This is a genomic window from Oceanobacillus sojae (assembly GCF_007991515.1).
Lineage (GTDB): Bacteria > Bacillota > Bacilli > Bacillales > Amphibacillaceae > Oceanobacillus > Oceanobacillus sojae.
The window spans coordinates 63,540-81,709 of the sequence record NZ_BJYM01000017.1; the positions used below are offsets into that span (position 1 = coordinate 63,540).

An 18,170-nucleotide genomic window follows, 5' to 3' on the forward strand; every position below is an offset into this window, starting at 1 on the left:
TTAAATATGTAAGGGGTATTGAACAACCCCTCTTATTTCTTATTATTAAAGACCTGGCAAGAAACCAGAAATAGCGTTCAATAGGTGTACCATCACCAGTGCTGTCACGCCAGCTGCAAATCCTCCTAAACTCCATATACGAATCGTTTCCGTTACAGATAATCGCCCGAATTTATTTACCACCCAGAACCCAGAATCATTTGGCAAGGATAGTCCAATACCACCTGCCGCTATTGCAAGTCCTAATAGAACTGGAGATGCACCTAAGTCTGCGGCTAGTGGCCCTAAAATCGTAGAAGTTGTAACTAGAGCTACTGTTGCACTTCCTAAAGAAGCCCTTAAAATTTGCGCAAAAACAAAGCCTAAAATCAACGCTGGCATATTAAACCCTGTCATCAAATTTACAAGTAAATCTCCTAGACCAGTTTGCTGAACAACTTGTCCAAAAGCTCCGCCAGCACCAGTAATTAACAATACCATCCCTGAAGATTCAAATGCTTCTTTCATGACCACTTCTGTTTTTTCTTTAATATATGGCTTTAATACGAACATTGCAACAATTACACTGATAAGCAATGCACTATTTTTATCTCCAACAACTGCAAAAATTTTACCAAGTATTGTTTCGGAAGAGTCTTGCAAAATAACATTATTAACGACTGTATTTGATAGAATTAATACAATTGGTAAAGCAAGCATAGCGTAGGCCAGCCATGTTGGCATTTCTTTGCGATTGGGACCTCTTTCCGCTTGCTCAACTGTTTGTAATTCCTCTTTCACATCTTCTAAACGGTTACCATTAGGAATACGTTTCCCAATTATTTTCCCATAAATCACTCCTCCAACTAATGTGGCAGGAATAGCTACGAGTAATCCATATATGAAGAAAACACCAATATCCACACCCATCTGGTCCGCTACTACTAACGGTCCTGGCGTAGGGATGATTAAGCTATGTGAAACAATCAATCCAATCGCAAGAATAGCTACAAATGTTGCTAAAGAAATTTTCGTACGCAACGACAAACTATAAATCAACTTATGTAAGATGATAAAAGCGGCATCAAAAAATACTGGAATAGCAACTGTTGTCGATGTAGCAGCTATAGCATATGGTGAATTTTTCACTCCAAACGTCTTCAACATTGAACTTGCAATCTTTTCTATTGCACCTGAAGCAGCTAAAAATTGTCCAAATATAATTCCTAAACCAATCAGAATTCCCACACCGGCCAGTGTATTACCAAAGCCTTCAGCAATCACCGCGGGTACTTCATTTGCCGGAATAGCAGAGACAATCCCAATACCAATTGCCACCACTAATAATGCAATAAAAGCATCCCATTTAAAACGTATAATAAGTACAAAAAGAATAATTAAAGCAACAACAAAACCAATAATTAATCCATTACCTGTTAACATAATTTATCTTCCCCTTTATGGTTTGCCCATGTACTTCTCCATCCTTGTCACAACTGAACAAAATTACTTTATTATAACTGCATTTGAAACGCTTTCATTAAAATATGTTCTTTCTTTTTGAAATCAATCTGCCCATTGTTTCAAAAACTAAATTTTTATCATTGTATTCCTGTTCCTCATTTTTACCCTGGTTCCTTTTGCTCCTTACCAGATAGCAAGAAATACTTCTCATCCAGCTTTCTAATGTTAAGGATTTTTTTAGTAAGCGATTTCTTTTTGTCAATTAAATATTTTTATCATCTGTACCCCCTCTCCAGTTTCATTACGGCAGTGATATGGTCACAACATAATGTCATATTTTTATTACTTTAAAGTCCTGCCCCATGAAAAATATTCTTTAAAGAACATGATCTTCGCAAATCACTTAAAAATTATTCTAGCATGATAATTAGCCATTGACAACAAATTGTATACAATTTATCATTTTTGGTATACATTATTAGAAAGCGATTACAAAATGGTTCTCTAAAATTTATAAATAAAAATATAGAAGGAGATTGATACAAATACACATTCATTCCAATATATACAGGAAAATAAGTTACTAATCAGAAAGTCTATTCACTTTACTTATGTCTTTTTTAAAAGGAGCATTTACATGAAAAATATTTCGAATTATAAAATTATTATGCCGGTGTTAGTTATACTCGTTGCCCTCATTGTGGTACTAATTACAAATAACCAAAATGACGAAACCATTGACAGTGATTCAGAAATTTCTACAGTGAATTTACAAGATGCCCCTGCATTTGATGAACAAAAGATTGATGATATTTCTTACCTTTTATCCCTTCCGGACACTGTTGATGAAGAACTCGTTCCACTAATAATTATTTCCAGCAATAACCAACAGCAAGTTTTAAATGCGTTAGCGGACTCTTCTATTCAGACGGAGAAAAAAGCTGTACTTATCAATATCAGTACCTCCATTAGCAAAGATGATCTTAAAACGGTTGTTGATGAAATAAGAAGCACTTATTCTATAGAAGACTCAAAAGTATTTGGTATCAACATGGGAGATTCTTCAGCAATAACAGATCTAGAAGCTGATTTTAAAAAACTTTTCACCAACGTCATTACCATCTCTCCAGATAATATAGAAACAGAAAAAATTATTGCAGAAGTAGATAACCTGTTAGAACAAAGCAGAGGTATTATTTATAACAGTACTGTAAAACATCAGCATGTCTCAACAAACAGTAATACACCTGTTGTAGATGCCCTGGACGAGTCTCCTGATACAGTATGGGTCCCGGAAGAAAATGGAGAAAAGGAAGTTATTATTGCATTTGATAATGAAATAGTAGTTAGCCGATGGCAAGTAGAAGCCAATCAGCCAATTACATCCATGACTCTGCAAACGAGTTTAGATGGAGAAAAGTGGACAGACATCGACGTAATTCAAAGCAATAATCACAACAGAGTTGATCGAATATTACCTGCAACAAACGCACAATATGTGCGATTTACAACAGATGAAGATGATATTGAAATAGCTGAATTGGAAATATACGCAGAATATGCTGTTGCTGCATCATTTTCCTTTGAAGAATATACGAATGCAGCAGGAAATACCATGCCTTACCGTCTCTTTGTTCCCGATAATATTGACCAGCTAACAGATATACCCGTTATTTTGTCTCTTCATGGAAGTGGACAACGAGGTACTGATAACAATCAGCATTTAGGTATTACAAAAGGGGAGGGCACTATTTTATGGACATTGCCAGAAATTCAAAAAGAACATCCGGCTCTCGTAGTTGCGCCTCAAATTAGTCCTGATCAATTATGGCGTGATGAAGAAGTGATGAACTCCATAGAACATATATTAGAAAGCCTCAAGAAAACATACCCTGATATAGACACAAATAGAATTTACGCTACAGGGGTGTCTATCGGGGCAGAAGGCATCTATAATCTAGCTATTAAAAATCCCGATTTATACGCTGCCTTGCTTCCTGTGGCAGGCGGACCGAATAATCCGGTAGGTGATGCTCCACCAGTAGAAGAAACTGTCATCCCTAATATTTCAAAGTATGCTGACATCCCTGCCTGGCTTATGCAATCTTATGATGATAGTGTAAGAGCTCACACACTTACTAACGAATTAGTAAACGCCTACAGAGAACTAGGCTATAACCCAAAATATACAGTTTATTTACCAGGTGAAACAGAAAAAGTAGCCACAAGCACGCATAGCTCCTGGATATACGCTTATCAAGATGAACGAATTATTGATTGGTTATTCTCTCAATATAAAACAGATCGTGTTGTTCCGGAAAATAAAGCTTATCAGCCTGTAGAAGAATATTCCGAAGAAGAAATCACCCAGTTGGAAACAGACAGAAGACACTATATTGATCTTGACGAATTTACCGAACTTGTGGAATGAAATGATATATTATTCTCTTAGAGAGTTATCTATATCTAAACGAAAGTTAATTAAAAAATAACTTTAATGCAATACACTTAAGTTTGTAAATAGGATGTAGAAAGTATGTGCTTTAAAACCTCTTTTGATATAATTATGAAAAGAGGTTTTTTTATTATAGATAAAGTTTCCTCTTTTTATAATTTACAAAGGATAAATGAACCTATACATAACAACACATTTTATTTGATTTAATAAGGAGAACGCGAAATGACAAACAAGAAAGCCAAAACTGCACAAATTTATGCTTATGAAACAGTTAGAGATCGTATCTTACAAGGTAAATACGAAGGACAGACAAAATTAATAGAAGATAAGTTGGCGAAAGAACTACAGATTAGTCGTACACCTGTCAGAGAGGCTATTCGTCGATTGGAGCAAGAAGGATTAATAAAAAATAAACGTATTATCAAACCTTCTCCAACAGATATTCGCCATATGTTTGAAATGCGTATCGTTATTGAGGGTTATGCTGCTTCAAAAGCTGCGAAATTCATGATACCTGATAATATTGCTATCATACGTTCAGCTATTGAAAAAGCAAAGCAATCCGAAGATCCTGAAGAAATTATTAACTTCAATAAACAATTTCATGACTATATCGTCAAAGAATCGCGTAATCCAATTATGATTGAGACAGTCGACCGGATGCAAGCCATTATCTATATGTTCAGCCATGCAGTCGTTTTTTATAACAGACCTTTTTTATTGGATGAACACAGCAACATTTGTGATGCTATTGAAAAACATGATCCAGTAGAAGCAAATAGGCTGATGCAGGAGCATTTACAGGCTGATTTGGAGTTTGTATTGAATATAACCGACTGACCAGCAATACAAACTTGATAATTTTTTGTAAGGACATTGTCTATATAAAAGAAATCTCTTCTTCCCGCTTGAATCCAGGTTGAAGAGTCTTCTTTTCTCGCTTATGATTCATCTACATCGGCTACAACAGTTTGCTGATAATCAATTAAGATTACAGAACGTACACCAGCTTCGTCACCGTCGCCTTTTTCAATAGGGCTGACATAATGCGAAACTGCCGAATCCGCTACACCATAGGATTCTAATGGCTTTGTGATTTCAAAAATCTCTTTCACATCTTCCTGATCAACCGTATCAAAAATCTCTCCTGCTGCTTTTGGAACACCAATGGCGTTGGTACCGCCTTTCACATTCTCTCTTTTAATTAAATGAGCAAAAGTAAACGGCTCTCCATCCTGATGAAAGCAGTTTGGTGAAGAAACAGCTTTATCTGTATCATTTTCCACATAGAGCTTTACAAAATGCACACCAACATGAATCGGCATAATGCGGTCTTCTTCCTTCCAAAATGTTTCATGATAATCAAACAGGATAATTTTTTCTAATAATTTATTTGCTTGTATTTCTTTATCAATGCAAGCAAATTCACGATAAGATCCTGGATACTCCGGATTAAATTTACCTTGGAAGTACGCAGAGTACTCCTCTCCGTCTTTTGTCAGTGTTGGAAGCCATTCAATCTGACTAGAGGATGGCAGTACAAGTGCACGTGAATATCTTCTGTAGCGATTTAATCCTTTAGCATATTCATCGGCAGGAAGGTCCTCAAAATAATTTAATAATGTCTGGTAGTCTGCTTCTATACCTTCATAGTTTAATTGCTGCATTAAATCATACCGCGCATAGCCATTGTTTTTTAAATTGCTCATCTATATTACTCCTTTATTGTGTAAACTTCTTGTTATTCAGGTAAGTTGGGTCTAAAAAATTATAGTCCCAACTTATAATTTTAGATGATTAGAACTGAAAAAACAAATGGGATAGTAGCTAAGTTAAGCAATATAATGATAGCAAATAAAAAGGTCTAAAAGCTATTCACGAATTAAAACACATGCTTACTAAAAAAGAGATAGTACTTTCATTTTTCAAGTAATAAACCGAATGAAATTAACTTACAAACTGATTTCATTCGGTCTATTTTTACCCACTCACATACGTTTTAAACCCTTCTAAAGTATTATCTAAATCCTGTTCAGTCAGAGGGTTCACGCTATTTAACGTGTAACTTCCATATGCCAGCAGCGCAACTTCCTCAATTACTTCTGCTCTACGATATGCATCCTTCAAATTACTTCCAACGGCTACTACACCATGATTAGCCAACAGGACTCCTTGATTATCTCCTAACGTCTCCACTGCATAGTTTGCCAGCTGCTCCGACCCATAAGTAGCATATGGAGCTACCGGAATTTCTCTTCCAATATCAGCAATCATATAATGAACTGGCGGTATCGGCTTATGCGCGCAGGCAAACATCGTAGCATATGTTGAATGTGTGTGGACAATTGCTTTAATCTCTGGACTTTTCGCATAAATATGGCTATGCATTGGTGTTTCTGATGATGGCTTTCGATGGCCATGTACGACTTCACCGCTTCGCAAATCCACCTCAAGTACATCCTCTTCTTTCATCTCATCATACGGTAATGCAGAAGGAGTGATATACATCATATCCCCATGTCTAATACTTACATTTCCCGATGTACCAACTGTCAGCCCGCTATTGGAACACATTTTTGCGTATTTAACTACTTCCTGTTTCATATTCAAGAGATATTCCTCCATTCTATTTTTAAATTACAATAACACCGCATTTTTTATAACTTTTCCTTCCTTATGGTTAATAATCGCCTGCTCCACTTCATCCAGTCCATATTCCCCATTCACAAAAATATCAGCTGTAATTGTTCCTTGTGTAATCAGATCAAAGGCTGCTTTTACATGCCGGGGTGTTGTATGGAATATCCCTTTTAAGGTCAACTGAGAGTAATGCAGTAAATTCGTTTGTGTTGTAATCGTTGTATTCGATTTTGGTCCGCCAAATAAATTAACCAGTCCCCCTTTTCGTGCCATAAGGATGGTATTTTCCCACACTTCAGGCATCCCTACTGCCTCAATGGCCACATCTACACCACGATTATTTTCTGTAAGACTTTTTACTGCTTCTACAATATCCTCTACCTTACTTATATTAATAGTTGCAGATGCCCCCAGCTCCTTTGCAACTTCTAATCTTTCGGAGTTCATATCCGTTGCTATGACATATGCTCCTTTTAAAGATGCTAATTTAATAAAAAACAATCCAATCGGTCCTGCTCCATTAACTACCACTCTATCTCCCAGTTTAATATTCGACTCTTCGATGCCATATACCGCGCATGATAAAGGTTCTGTTAATGCAGCACTTTTAAATGAAACTGAATCAGGTATTAAAAATGTGTTTTGATCTACGATTCGTTTAGGTATTCGTTGATATTCTGCATAAGCACCCCAGTTAATTAGTAAATCCTCACACATTGAATGCTGCCCTTGTTTACAGTAATAGCATTGATTACAAGGTGCAGAATTATGAGCTACTACTCTATCTCCTACTTTGAACTTAATTACATTTTCTCCAACAGCTTCTACCACTCCTGCTGCCTCATGCCCAAATAGTATAGGCGGCTCTAAAAGCGGATACCCTCTCACATACGTTTTTACATCTGTTCCACAGGTAAGAGCTACCTTATTTCTAACAATAATTTCTCCTTCATTTGGAGATGGTTTATCTACTTCTTCAATTCTTATATCCTCTGGTCCGTAAAAAGATGCTGCCTTCATTATATCTCTCCTCATTAGTTTTAAGTTATTGGGTTGTTGGGTCAAGTTATGATGAACTTTCACCCTGTTTTCTTCTCTTGTGACTTATTATCCTCATTTTTTTCAAATTCTTTTTTTCGTAACTTCGGTATAAAAAAGTAAATATAAGAAAAGATGGATACTGCTACTAAGATGACGATTCCAATCACAATTCCTAAAGTCCACTCTGAGCCACTGATAAATGGAAGCATCAATAACCATGGAAGTAAAAATGAGCCGCCTCCCAGACTCGATATTAGAGAAGCATTTTCAGGTATATTAAAGCTTGCCGCCTCTGCCAATTGTGTTTGCAACGGTGCAATAAATGTAGCAATTAATAAAATCCCTGCCATAAAGAATGAGCCGATGAGCACACCCCTAATTAAATTCCCTCTGCTCCAGACTACTGCCCAAACAGCAAAGAATGGCAGTACAGCTAAATCTGTAAAAGGCAAAAGCTGATTAATTCCGGAAAAGCTTAATACTACAGCAAGTATTAGAGTAATAGGGACTAATAATAATCCGGTTGCTACTACACTGGGATTCCCTACAACAGTAGCTACATCCAGGCCAATAAGAAGCTCTCTTCCTGGAAATTTCTTATTCAGAAACTTCTTTGCTCCATCAGATATAGGGAGCAGCCCCTCCATAAGTAACCGGACCATCCTTGGAAAAATCATCATTACTGCACCTAAAGTTATAGCAGTGGTCAGTAATTGACTAATGCCACTTTCTAATTCTCCCGCCATAATTTGTGGAAAAAAGGCAAGTGCTCCAATTAATGCCCCCAGAACCGTTCCAATAAACAAAGGCTCTCCTAAAATTCCGTATTTCTTTTGAATCTTATCTGGATCAGCATTTAATTTATTTAATCCCGGTATTTTATCTAAAACTTTATCTAGGACCATCCCTACAGGTGCCCAAGCCATTGTTTGCATATGTGGCAATGAAACTCCAGGCAGTCCGAAAAATTCCTGTACCTTTGGTGCTGTCATGTCTGCCAGCTTTAATGTAATGACTAAAGCTACCAGTCCAATGACAATTGATAAAATAAAATTATTCGTAGCTGCGTAGATAAATGCAGCTCCAAAAATAAACTGCCAATAATTCCACATATCGATATTTAATGTTTTAGTGAACTTAGTAATAATCAGTAAAATATTTAACAGGATGCCTAAACCAAAAATCCACGGAAGTATCGTAGTGGCTGAAAATGCTGCCGCAGCAGCGGTCGGCCAGCCTGTATCAAGTATTGTTAAATTTATATTCAAATTACTTACCATTGCTTCAGCTGCCGGTCCCAGCGTTTCCACCATCAAACCAATCACCAGGTTAATCCCTATAAAACCTATACCTACCGTCAATCCCGCTCTTATTGCCTTCCCAATTGGTACTTGAAAAATCATTGCCATAATAAAAATAATAAACGGCATAATAATGCTTGGTCCAAGATTTAAAATAAAATCGATAACCTCGCGAACAGCTCCCATAATTGTTTACCCCCTTTGGAGATAGCTTTTTATTTCTTCATTTACTTCTTCTACACCAAGCCCTGTTAAAAAAGGTACCCCGCGGAGCACTGGAATATCGGTATCTAAATTTACTTCTGCTGTACTGACAATTACATCTGGATTCACCGATTGAATTTGTGAAGCTATTTCAGAAGTGCGGCACTGATAAAATTCAGCCTGATATCCATTAGACTCTAAATATTCTCTTATCTGTTCTATCACCGATGTAGACGTTGCAACTCCTGTACCACAAGCTACGATAATCTTATTCATGATTTTTCTCCCCTTTTCTATTAATTCCATGTGTCTATCAGTGAAACAATTTCTTTTGCCGACTGCGCCTTTAATACCAAATTTTTCTTTTGATTATCCCTGAAAAGCTCCATCACCCCTTTCAATACATTCAAATGTGCTGAACTATCTTTTAAAGCTAATACAAAAACGATATCAGGATATATTGACTTTTGTTTATTTTCCATTAGTTGAAACGTAATATCACTATTTAACTTAATCACGCTAATAATAGAATGATTGATATGTTCTGTTTCTGTATGCGGTATAGCGATAGAACAATCTTCCATCAATAATCCCGTTGGATGTTCCTGCTCTCTTTCTATTAAAGCTTGTTTAAAGGAATCTTTGACATATCCCCCTTGTATCAGTTCATTACTAATACATCCAAATAATTCCTGTTGACTTGAAGCCCCCTCAATATTGCTGGCTATAAATTTATAACTCAGGCCTAGGCTGCTCATTACAATACCACCCCTCAAAATGATTGCGCTTTCATTTCTTTTGTTAAGTATATAGTCAATGGGTTGTTGGGTCAAGTTATTTTTTTATTTAATTAATTCCGTATAAAATCTGCATCTGTCTCCTCGTACAATCGAACGCAGATAGCTTACCGGACGCTTGTCCAAGTCATAATCCACTCTATCCAGTAATAATCCTGGCATTCCTGGCTTAACATCCAAATGCTTACTTTCATAATCACGAATCAGGACTGGTTCAAATACCTCTTTCGATGAAACGACACTTATATTATACTTCTGCTCCATGAAAGTAAATAACGTATTCTTTTCTACATCCTCTTTTGTTAAATGAGGTACAATTTTTTTAGGCAGGAAAGTAGTTTCAAAAATTAAAGGCTCATTATTAGCACATCTGACACGAACTAGTTGAATCACTTTTTCCTCCGTATCAATCTGTAATTGCTTTGCAACACTTTTTTTAGGGGTGACTTCATCAATATCCAAAATAATATCATATGGATTCAGCCCTTTATCCTTCATCACCTTGCTGAAGATATAAAAACTGGTTAAAGACTGTTCCACTTTAGGCTGAGCCACAAAAGTACCCCGTCCCTGCTGACGATAAATCAAGCCTTCATGAACCAAATCGTCAACTGCCTTTTGTACAGTATTTCTGCTGACTTGATATTTTTCCATAAACTGATGCTCCGATGGGATTTTATCATTCGGTCTCCAATTCCCGGAATCTATTTCTTCGCGAATCGTTTCTTTCAGCTGATGATAAAGAGGTACAAATTCTTTATTTAAATCTGGATTATTTTTCATCACATTCACTCCCCAATAAATTATTTGTATAATTTATTATAGAATACTTATTCCAAATAGGAAAATATTACTCTTTTAAAGCAGGTTGTTTTCATCCTTATCTAATAAGTTTATATTATCTTTTTTTAATAGTGGGCAGGGAATATTATTTAAGTGGTTAAAAAATCCCCATAAGCCACAGTTCTTCCTGCTCGCTTACGGGGCATCTTATTTTAAAACTATCTCTTACTTTTCAATCCTAATTGTACTACCTGGCTTCACATCAGCCATCTCTTTCTCTTCTAAATAAAGGGAACCAGATTGTCCTGCCGTAGTACTTCCATCAAATTTCAATGTGATATGACCTAAGTCGTTTAAGTTCTTTCTTACTGCATCACCAACACTTGTGATCTGATAAGAAACATCATCTAATTTTAATGTGTCCCCTGCTGCAATGTCCTCATCCACAGATACTAAATCAATCACGTAGCAGAAATCCGCTAATTCACTTGGTGCATTATCTCCGAATAAAATCATCATTTTTTCTGCTTCAAATGCTTTTGCATCTTTTCCGATACTTTTAATTGTTGTTTGATACATGTTAAAACACTCCTAAATTTATTAATCTCTTTTCTTTTCCTCTATTATTTGTACAGCCCAAAGCTTGCCAGCCAGGCGACAAATACCCTTGGCACACCATTTAAGAATCTGGAATACAGAACAGATGGCACACCGACTTCAATTGTTTTTGTTTCTGCTTCTGCAAGACCTAAACCTACAGGGATAAAGTCCGCAGCATTTTGAGTATTAATTGCAAATAATGCTGGTAATGCCAGATTTGGCGGGATGTTCCCTTTACCAATCTCTACACCAATTAATGTTCCTAATACTTGTCCAATAACTCCGCCAGGTCCGAGTAACGGGCTTAAGAATGGTAAAGAACATACAAAACCGATAACCATTAGTCCCCAAATATTTCCTGCCAGCGGAGACATGATATTAGCAAATAAATCGCCGATTCCAGAACCTTGGATAATACCAATTAACAGGGCAACAAACCCCATAAAAGGGATCACAGTATGCAGCATGGTTTCTACAGCATCACGGGAAGCCTGATAGAAAGTGTTAATTACCTTCCCTGCTCCTAAACCAATTTTAGTAAGTAAGCTTTTATTTTCTTGCTCTGCTCTGGTTTCCATTATCTTCTTATCTTTAGAATAGGTTGCTTCGGACTCTGTCTTTTCTTTCTTTTCTGTTTCTTCAGAAGAAGCCTGCTGAACTGTCTCAGAAGCTTGTTCAGCTCCTTCATCTTCACCAGCAACACTTACTTGATCCACATCTACATTCGATACATAAATTTCTTCTGTAATATACTGTCTTAATGGACCACTTTTCCCTGTCGCCATAATATTAATTGTCGGGATACCTTTTTGAGGATAGATACCACAGCGTAATGTCCCTCCACAATCAATAACAGCAGCCATAATTTCATCTTCTGGAACGGATGTTTCAAAGCCGTTTACCGCGGAGGCGCCGGTAATTTCACAAATTTTATCTACAATGGCAGGCTTATGACCGCCTGTCACATACATTACTTTATCTTTTTTACCATTTATACCGATTACTAAAGGACCACCGAAACCGCCAGAGCCTTTAACTATTTTAACTTTTTTACTCATGGTCTCCACCTACCCTTCTATGTTAACTTTTTTACTTAATTTTACTTTTTGCTGTTTTTCTACATAGCTTGTTGTAAAGTCAGTTACCCAGCCGCCAACAAAGTTCATTACTAAACCAACTAGTAAATAACGAATTGCTAAATCTGTCATAGGTAATCCTAATTGTTGAATCCCGCTTGCAATACCTAAGAAAATAAATAATTCCGCCGGGTTAATATGAGGGAAGATACCATTACTTGTATGTGCGAACTGCCCTGCAGCTGCAAAATAACTTGGCTTGTACTTTTCCGGTAAGAATCTTCCTAATGAATGGAGCATTGGATTTGCCAGCATAAATGATCCTAAGAAAGGTAACACCATATATCTTAATAATGGGTTCCCTGCTGATTTTTGGGCAATTTTATTAATACGATTTTCCCCAATTAATTGAATTAAGGTATTCATTGCAATAAGTAACATAAGAACTAATGGTACAATGGATCCCATCCAGTCAATAAACGTATCTGCACCTGTTTGGAATAGGTTGATAAACCCTTCTGCTAATTTAACTATGAAGTCCATGTTTCTTGACCCCTTTCTTTGTGAACATTTTATTTACTTTATTTACAGCCTTCATCATTGGTGAAGGGATTCGTTCGATCTCTCCGCCTGCCTGCACCACATTAAATGTATGCTGTGCATCGATAATGGCCCGTGTTAAAAGCTTATTATAACCTGTGAAATCTTCTTCCTTGAGCTTATTCATCTTCTTGCCTTCTAAGCCCTTCAGCTGCTTAAATCTGGAAAACACGGTTACCCCTTGCATATAACGTGCTTCCTCGATTTCGTTTTTATTATTTAATTGAAATAAGACAAGTGTTCCTGATCTGATAATTGCCGGACGTCTTCCAATAGCTACACGGCCCTTTTCCCTGAGCTCTGTGTAATGCTTTGTGAAATGCTTGATTTGTACAAAGCCAAATAAATATTGGACAATAAAACCTACAGCTAAAATAATAATCAGCATGATAAAAAACATAAGCTATTTCCTCATTTCTTGATTCAAAGTATATGCAAACGAAGTATAATCCGTATCCTTTGTTAATTTATTTAGCAGATAACCATTGGTCGTCATTGCCAACACTTCTTCGTACACTCTGATTAAAATGGCTTCATTTCCAGCCTGATCTGGTGTAGCCAGCATAATAACGATATGAACATCCTGATAATCGCGTAACGGTTTATCTAATAAAGCAATCTTCATAAAAATTCCGTTCTGATGATGGCTCACATGAGGAAAGGCTAATTTCCCCGTAACGGTTGACTTCATTTGTTCCCGAGCAATAATACGTTCTGTGAAATCCTCGTCAACTTCTCCCTCCTCGATCAGCTCATCAGATAAAAAGCGAATAACATCTTCGTAGTAATCAAATGTATCGACATGATAAAAATCTTTCTCCTCAATAAAATCTACAAGGACACTTTGATTGAATAGCTTTTTATTCTTCACATCTTTATAAACCAGGAATTGCTCGATTTTTAATTTCAGCAATTGTGTATCCAGTATATTCTCGATATAGACTACCTTATTAAATAGACGGTTTGTCCAAACAGTAGAGACAATCAAATCAAATTGTTTAATATCCTCTGTTTCGAGCACCTCTTCATTAAATACCTCAATGTCAATTTGATTACTAAAGATCTTCTGTAAATTTGTTGTTAACAGCTTCGATGCACTTAAGCCCTGGTTAGTAATAATAGCAACTGATTTAATATCCCGGATTTTCTGTTCTAACTGCTCCAGGTACACACTAAAATATAATGAAAGAAAACCAAGCTCATTAATTGGCACTTTCAATTTTATTTCTTTTTTTATATTTTCAGCTAAAACATTCGATAGCTCATAGGCGAACGGAAAACGCTGCTGCACATCCTCCATCAAGTTGTTATTTACCTTCACACCGAAAATCAAACGATTAATTAAATGTTTGATGTGAAGCTGAATATCTTTACTAAACATTGATTCATCAATTTTAATTGTGTAGTAATAATTGATGTCTTTAATCGTATTCTTTATAATACGCTCAAGCATTGAATGCTCATTTTCATTAATTATTTCATCTATAATGGAAGCTCTGCGTCCAAGGAGCTGCAGAACAATAACGAAAATTTCCTCATTTGGCTTTTCTAAAGCATACTTATCGGTAATTGCTTTTTTTAATGCTGCAAAGCTTGTAAAATCTTCTGATTCAAATACCTGCTGATCCATATCTAAATCTGTCTCAATAAAGTATCCTTTTTCAAGCCTTCCCAGTGTCACTTGAACAGCTAATTTTAATCTGTCATAAGAAGACTCATCTAACCTGTATTTCTTTTTCAAATCTAATAAATGCTGTTCGATTTGGTCAGAAATCTGCTGCTCCTGATAACTATCAGGAAACTGTTCAATAATCACCTTGCGAATGGCAATTTCATTACCTTCCAGCTTTAACCCGACATTTTGCGTTCCTTTAATATCCACTGGATAAGATTGCAGTTTGTCTTTTAATTCTGTCACAATATTATTGACAACACTTTTGCTTAAGAATAGCTCTTCAGCAATCTCATCAATTGTGCTCTTCTGATGATCTAATAAATGATGAAAAACAGCGCCAAGTCTATCCTTCAATTCATTCTCATTGCTGCTTATTTCCTGTCGCAAAATTGCCAGCCGGTCAAAAAATTGATTTTCATCGCGGATAAGCATCGACAGAATATTATGCTCTTTCATAATTTGAGAAGTGCCTTCAAAATAATCATTAACTTGCGCTACATAATTGGACAACGTTCGTTGTGATATATTCATTAGATGGGAAAGTTTTTCAGCTGAAATATGATCCGATATAAGCACTTCTACGATTTTCAGATGCTTCTTATTAAGCTCCATAACCTCTCCCCTATTCTAATTTGGGGATTAACCTCTTGATTTACCCCCAGAGATATTGATTGTTGTTCCAGTAATATAGCTTGACTTCTCAGAACCTAAGTAGCATACCAAATCAGCAACCTCTGTTAATTGACCAACACGGCGGATTGGAATTGACTTAGAATAATCTCCATTTAGTTGATCTACTGTGATATTTCTTGTATAAGCAAGCGCCTCTTCATATTGCTGCGTTCTTAATCCTGTTTCTTCCAAGATTCCTGGTGCAATCGCAACAACACGGATATTGTGTTTCCCTAATTCTTTTGCCCAGCTTCTTGTAAAGCCGATTAATGCTGCCTTCGTTGCTGAATAGATACTTTGTCCCTCAGATCCTTCTTGTCCAGCTTCACTGGCGATGTTGATAATAACACCTTTTTGTGCTTGGATAAAATAACGTGAAACCTCCTGACTAAAAAGGACAGGCCCTTTCAGGTTAACCCCAAGCATAAGATCGAGATCCTTCATATTAATTTCATACTCAGGCTTCTCTCCTTTTGCATCCACTAATAGTCTTGGTAAATTAATACCTGCATTATTCACCAATACATCAATTTGAGACCGCTCTTTTAAAATAGAATCGACCGTTCCGCGAACTGCTTTTTCATCTGCTACATTTGTTTCTTTAAAATGATAGTGCGGATGATCAATCGGATTGTCACGTAAATCCGTGTTGTATACAATAGCATCATTATCCAGGAATGACTGAACAATTTGTCTGCCGATGCCAGATGACCCGCCTGTTACAATGACTACTTTATTCTCTATATCTAACCAATTATTTGCCATTATTATGCCTCCTCTTGTTCTTCTCATTTCATTATATTGCTAACCGTTTTCAAAATTAATTTGTTGTTTTGTGCAGATTGGGGAAAAAGGGAAAATAATTATACGGGAAATGGAGAAACTACAAGCTGACGTTATATTTAAACACTGCAGGAATAAGAACAAGATGAGGTGACAACATGGATAAAGCAAAAATATCAGAAGAAATTCAAAAGATTTTAGATGTTTCAAAAGTCGGTGTCTTATCAACTTCATATAATAACGTGCCCAATAGCCGTTATATGGTTTTTTATCATGATGAAGCAATATTGTACACAAAAACAGACGAGGACTCCCCGAAAGTAGAGGAAGTGGAGAGTAATCCGCAAGCGCATATTTTACTAGGATATGAAGAAACAAAAAATAAAAGCTTCGTGGAAATCAGAGCAAAGGCAGAGATTATCGATGATCAGGAAATTATTAACTGGTTATGGGAAACACAGGATAAGACCTACTTTGACTCAAAAAAAGATCCGGATTTAACTGTCCTCAAACTGACTCCAGTTCAAATTAAAATTATGAATAGCGATAAACTTGATACACCTATGACGATTGAAATGAAGGATATTTTAGAATAAGACAACAAAAATCCGGGCAACCTCACTTTGGTCAAGAAAGGGTTGTCCGGATTTTCATCTACCAGCTTATCATGGTTGAAAGTTAACTCAACACACCTTTTGCTGTATCATTTTTTACAATCAGAAATACTTTTCCTTCATCCATATCTTCTTCATATTCATGCGCATCTGCATCAGCTATTCCCAGTTCCCGCAATTTTTCTCTTAATTCATCACCTGGTTTTTCAAAGTTCTGTCCAATATCTTTCTTATTATAATCAATACCAGAGGCTTCCGTATTCTTCACAATACGTGCAGTCCGGTCATCATCATGTGAAAGGATAAAAATATCATTTGAACTGATATTATTATCTTTCAACAGGTTAACATCTTTTTCTAACATTTCATCGTTTGTATAAGATTTTACAAAAGTCATCTCTTATTACCTCCTTAAAATGTTACATTAATTGTTTTCCCGGTTCACATAAAACAAAACTTCCTTTAACGAAAGATTAATATCATAAGGTCATGCGCCTAAAAATATGACTAAAAAACTGCCTCCCTTCGGGGCTCTCCTGGATAAATCAAAACAAAATTTAAAAGCTAAATAATATCCAATGGTTTCTTTTGTTTTGGTGCAGGAAATTCTTTTTCAATCAGCTGCAGTTCTTCTTCTGAAAGTTGGATCGTTTGAGCATCTATATTTTCCTGAATATGCTTTTTATCACTGGATTGCGGGATAGCCAGTACATCATGATGCCGAATTGTCCATGCTAGCATAACCTGAAATACCGTTACATTATGCAGCTCTGCAATTTTTTGAAGTACTTTGTTACCTTTGATGTTATCTCCTCTTGTATCCCCTTGGGCAATTGGAGAATAAGCAATAGTTGGAAGTGCGTTCTCTCTCTGCAATGGCAGTAAATCATATTCAATACCTCTGCTGGCTATATTATATAATACTTGATTCGCAGTACAATTCTCTCCACCTTGCAGCTTCCACATTCCTTTCACATCTGCAATATCAAAATTGGAAACACCCCAATTTCGAATTCTGCCACCCTTCACATACTTTTCTAATGATTCAATGGTTTCTTCCAGTGGTATACTGCTTTTCCAATGCAGCAAGTACAGGTCCAGATAATCTGTACCTAATCGTTCCAGAGAATTCTCAAGCGAACGTTCCAGCTCTGGCTCCTGTGCATGGAACGGATAGAATTTGGAGATCAAGTAAATATCTTCCCTTTTTATATCCTGGATAGCCTCACCGATGAGATTTTCTGAATTTCCTTCTCCGTACATTTCAGCAGTATCAATCACTTCAATCCCATTTTCCAGTCCGTACCTCAGAGCTTCTATTTCCTTATTTCGTTTTGAAGGGTCCTCCCCCATATGCCAGGTTCCCATACCAATCGGGAATAGATTTCTCCCGCCTAATTGAACCATTCTGCAGCACCTCTTTCAAATTTCGTTTATTTTTTACTATTCCCTTGAGAGAATGTAGATAAACGATTGGCTTGAG

General features: G+C 36.5%; 19 protein-coding genes. 3 read left to right on the plus strand and 16 right to left on the minus strand.

What is annotated here, in order from left to right:
* Positions 1-45 precede the first annotated feature (45 nt).
* Positions 46-1,422, minus strand: a complete 1,377-nt coding sequence (locus OSO01_RS18175) for a GntP family permease (RefSeq protein ID WP_147211866.1) — start codon at positions 1,420-1,422, stop codon at positions 46-48.
* Positions 1,423-2,080: 658 nt separating this feature from the next.
* Between OSO01_RS18175 and OSO01_RS18180 the strand changes: the two genes are divergently transcribed.
* Complete coding sequence (locus OSO01_RS18180; RefSeq protein WP_147211867.1) at positions 2,081-3,874, plus strand: discoidin domain-containing protein; 1,794 nt, start codon at positions 2,081-2,083, stop codon at positions 3,872-3,874.
* Positions 3,875-4,123: 249 nt separating this feature from the next.
* Positions 4,124-4,741: a GntR family transcriptional regulator gene (locus tag OSO01_RS18185; protein WP_147211868.1), complete on the plus strand. Its 618-nt coding sequence runs from the start codon at positions 4,124-4,126 to the stop codon at positions 4,739-4,741.
* Between the two features lie 101 nt (positions 4,742-4,842).
* Here OSO01_RS18185 and OSO01_RS18190 read toward each other — a convergent pair whose 3' ends face one another.
* From OSO01_RS18190 to OSO01_RS18250, 13 genes are all read right to left on the minus strand, one after another.
* Entirely contained in the window at positions 4,843-5,610 is a 768-nt protein-coding gene (locus OSO01_RS18190) for a 2OG-Fe dioxygenase family protein (protein WP_147211869.1), read from the minus strand.
* A gap of 271 nt (positions 5,611-5,881) precedes the next feature.
* On the minus strand, positions 5,882-6,505 hold the full coding sequence (locus OSO01_RS18195; RefSeq protein WP_246145220.1) for a class II aldolase/adducin family protein: 624 nt from the start codon (positions 6,503-6,505) through the stop codon (positions 5,882-5,884).
* A gap of 33 nt (positions 6,506-6,538) precedes the next feature.
* Entirely contained in the window at positions 6,539-7,561 is a 1,023-nt protein-coding gene (locus OSO01_RS18200; protein WP_186813700.1) for a zinc-dependent alcohol dehydrogenase, read from the minus strand.
* 59 nt (positions 7,562-7,620) lie between these two features.
* Positions 7,621-9,069 (minus strand): PTS galactitol transporter subunit IIC, encoded by a 1,449-nt coding sequence (locus OSO01_RS18205; protein WP_147211871.1) that lies wholly within the window; start codon positions 9,067-9,069, stop codon positions 7,621-7,623.
* A 6-nt stretch (positions 9,070-9,075) separates the two neighbouring features.
* A complete protein-coding gene (locus OSO01_RS18210; RefSeq protein WP_186813701.1) occupies positions 9,076-9,363 on the minus strand; it encodes a PTS sugar transporter subunit IIB in 288 nt (95 codons plus the stop codon).
* Positions 9,364-9,383: 20 nt separating this feature from the next.
* Entirely contained in the window at positions 9,384-9,845 is a 462-nt protein-coding gene (locus OSO01_RS18215; protein WP_156986151.1) for a PTS sugar transporter subunit IIA, read from the minus strand.
* Between the two features lie 84 nt (positions 9,846-9,929).
* Entirely contained in the window at positions 9,930-10,667 is a 738-nt protein-coding gene (locus OSO01_RS18220; protein WP_147211874.1) for a GntR family transcriptional regulator, read from the minus strand.
* Between the two features lie 225 nt (positions 10,668-10,892).
* Positions 10,893-11,246: a PTS glucitol/sorbitol transporter subunit IIA gene (locus tag OSO01_RS18225; RefSeq protein WP_147211875.1), complete on the minus strand. Its 354-nt coding sequence runs from the start codon at positions 11,244-11,246 to the stop codon at positions 10,893-10,895.
* Positions 11,247-11,290: 44 nt separating this feature from the next.
* Positions 11,291-12,325 carry a PTS glucitol/sorbitol transporter subunit IIB gene (srlE, locus tag OSO01_RS18230; RefSeq protein WP_147211876.1) on the minus strand — a complete coding sequence of 345 codons (1,035 nt, stop codon included), beginning with the start codon at positions 12,323-12,325 and terminating at the stop codon, positions 11,291-11,293.
* Positions 12,326-12,334: 9 nt separating this feature from the next.
* On the minus strand, positions 12,335-12,886 hold the full coding sequence (gene srlA / locus OSO01_RS18235; protein ID WP_147211877.1) for a PTS glucitol/sorbitol transporter subunit IIC: 552 nt from the start codon (positions 12,884-12,886) through the stop codon (positions 12,335-12,337).
* On the minus strand, positions 12,870-13,343 hold the full coding sequence (locus tag OSO01_RS18240; protein ID WP_147211878.1) for a transcriptional regulator GutM: 474 nt from the start codon (positions 13,341-13,343) through the stop codon (positions 12,870-12,872). Before OSO01_RS18240 ends, srlA begins: the two co-directional genes overlap by 17 nt.
* Before the next feature lie 3 nt (positions 13,344-13,346).
* Positions 13,347-15,230, minus strand: a complete 1,884-nt coding sequence (locus tag OSO01_RS18245; RefSeq protein ID WP_147211879.1) for a BglG family transcription antiterminator — start codon at positions 15,228-15,230, stop codon at positions 13,347-13,349.
* A gap of 27 nt (positions 15,231-15,257) precedes the next feature.
* Positions 15,258-16,055: an SDR family oxidoreductase gene (locus OSO01_RS18250; protein WP_147211880.1), complete on the minus strand. Its 798-nt coding sequence runs from the start codon at positions 16,053-16,055 to the stop codon at positions 15,258-15,260.
* Between the two features lie 176 nt (positions 16,056-16,231).
* Between OSO01_RS18250 and OSO01_RS18255 the strand changes: the two genes are divergently transcribed.
* A complete protein-coding gene (locus OSO01_RS18255; RefSeq protein ID WP_147211881.1) occupies positions 16,232-16,669 on the plus strand; it encodes a pyridoxamine 5'-phosphate oxidase family protein in 438 nt (145 codons plus the stop codon).
* 82 nt (positions 16,670-16,751) lie between these two features.
* Here OSO01_RS18255 and OSO01_RS18260 read toward each other — a convergent pair whose 3' ends face one another.
* Positions 16,752-17,084, minus strand: a complete 333-nt coding sequence (locus OSO01_RS18260; RefSeq protein WP_147211882.1) for a YflT domain-containing protein — start codon at positions 17,082-17,084, stop codon at positions 16,752-16,754.
* A 167-nt stretch (positions 17,085-17,251) separates the two neighbouring features.
* Entirely contained in the window at positions 17,252-18,094 is an 843-nt protein-coding gene (locus OSO01_RS18265; protein WP_147211883.1) for an aldo/keto reductase, read from the minus strand.
* Positions 18,095-18,170: the final 76 nt, after the last annotated feature.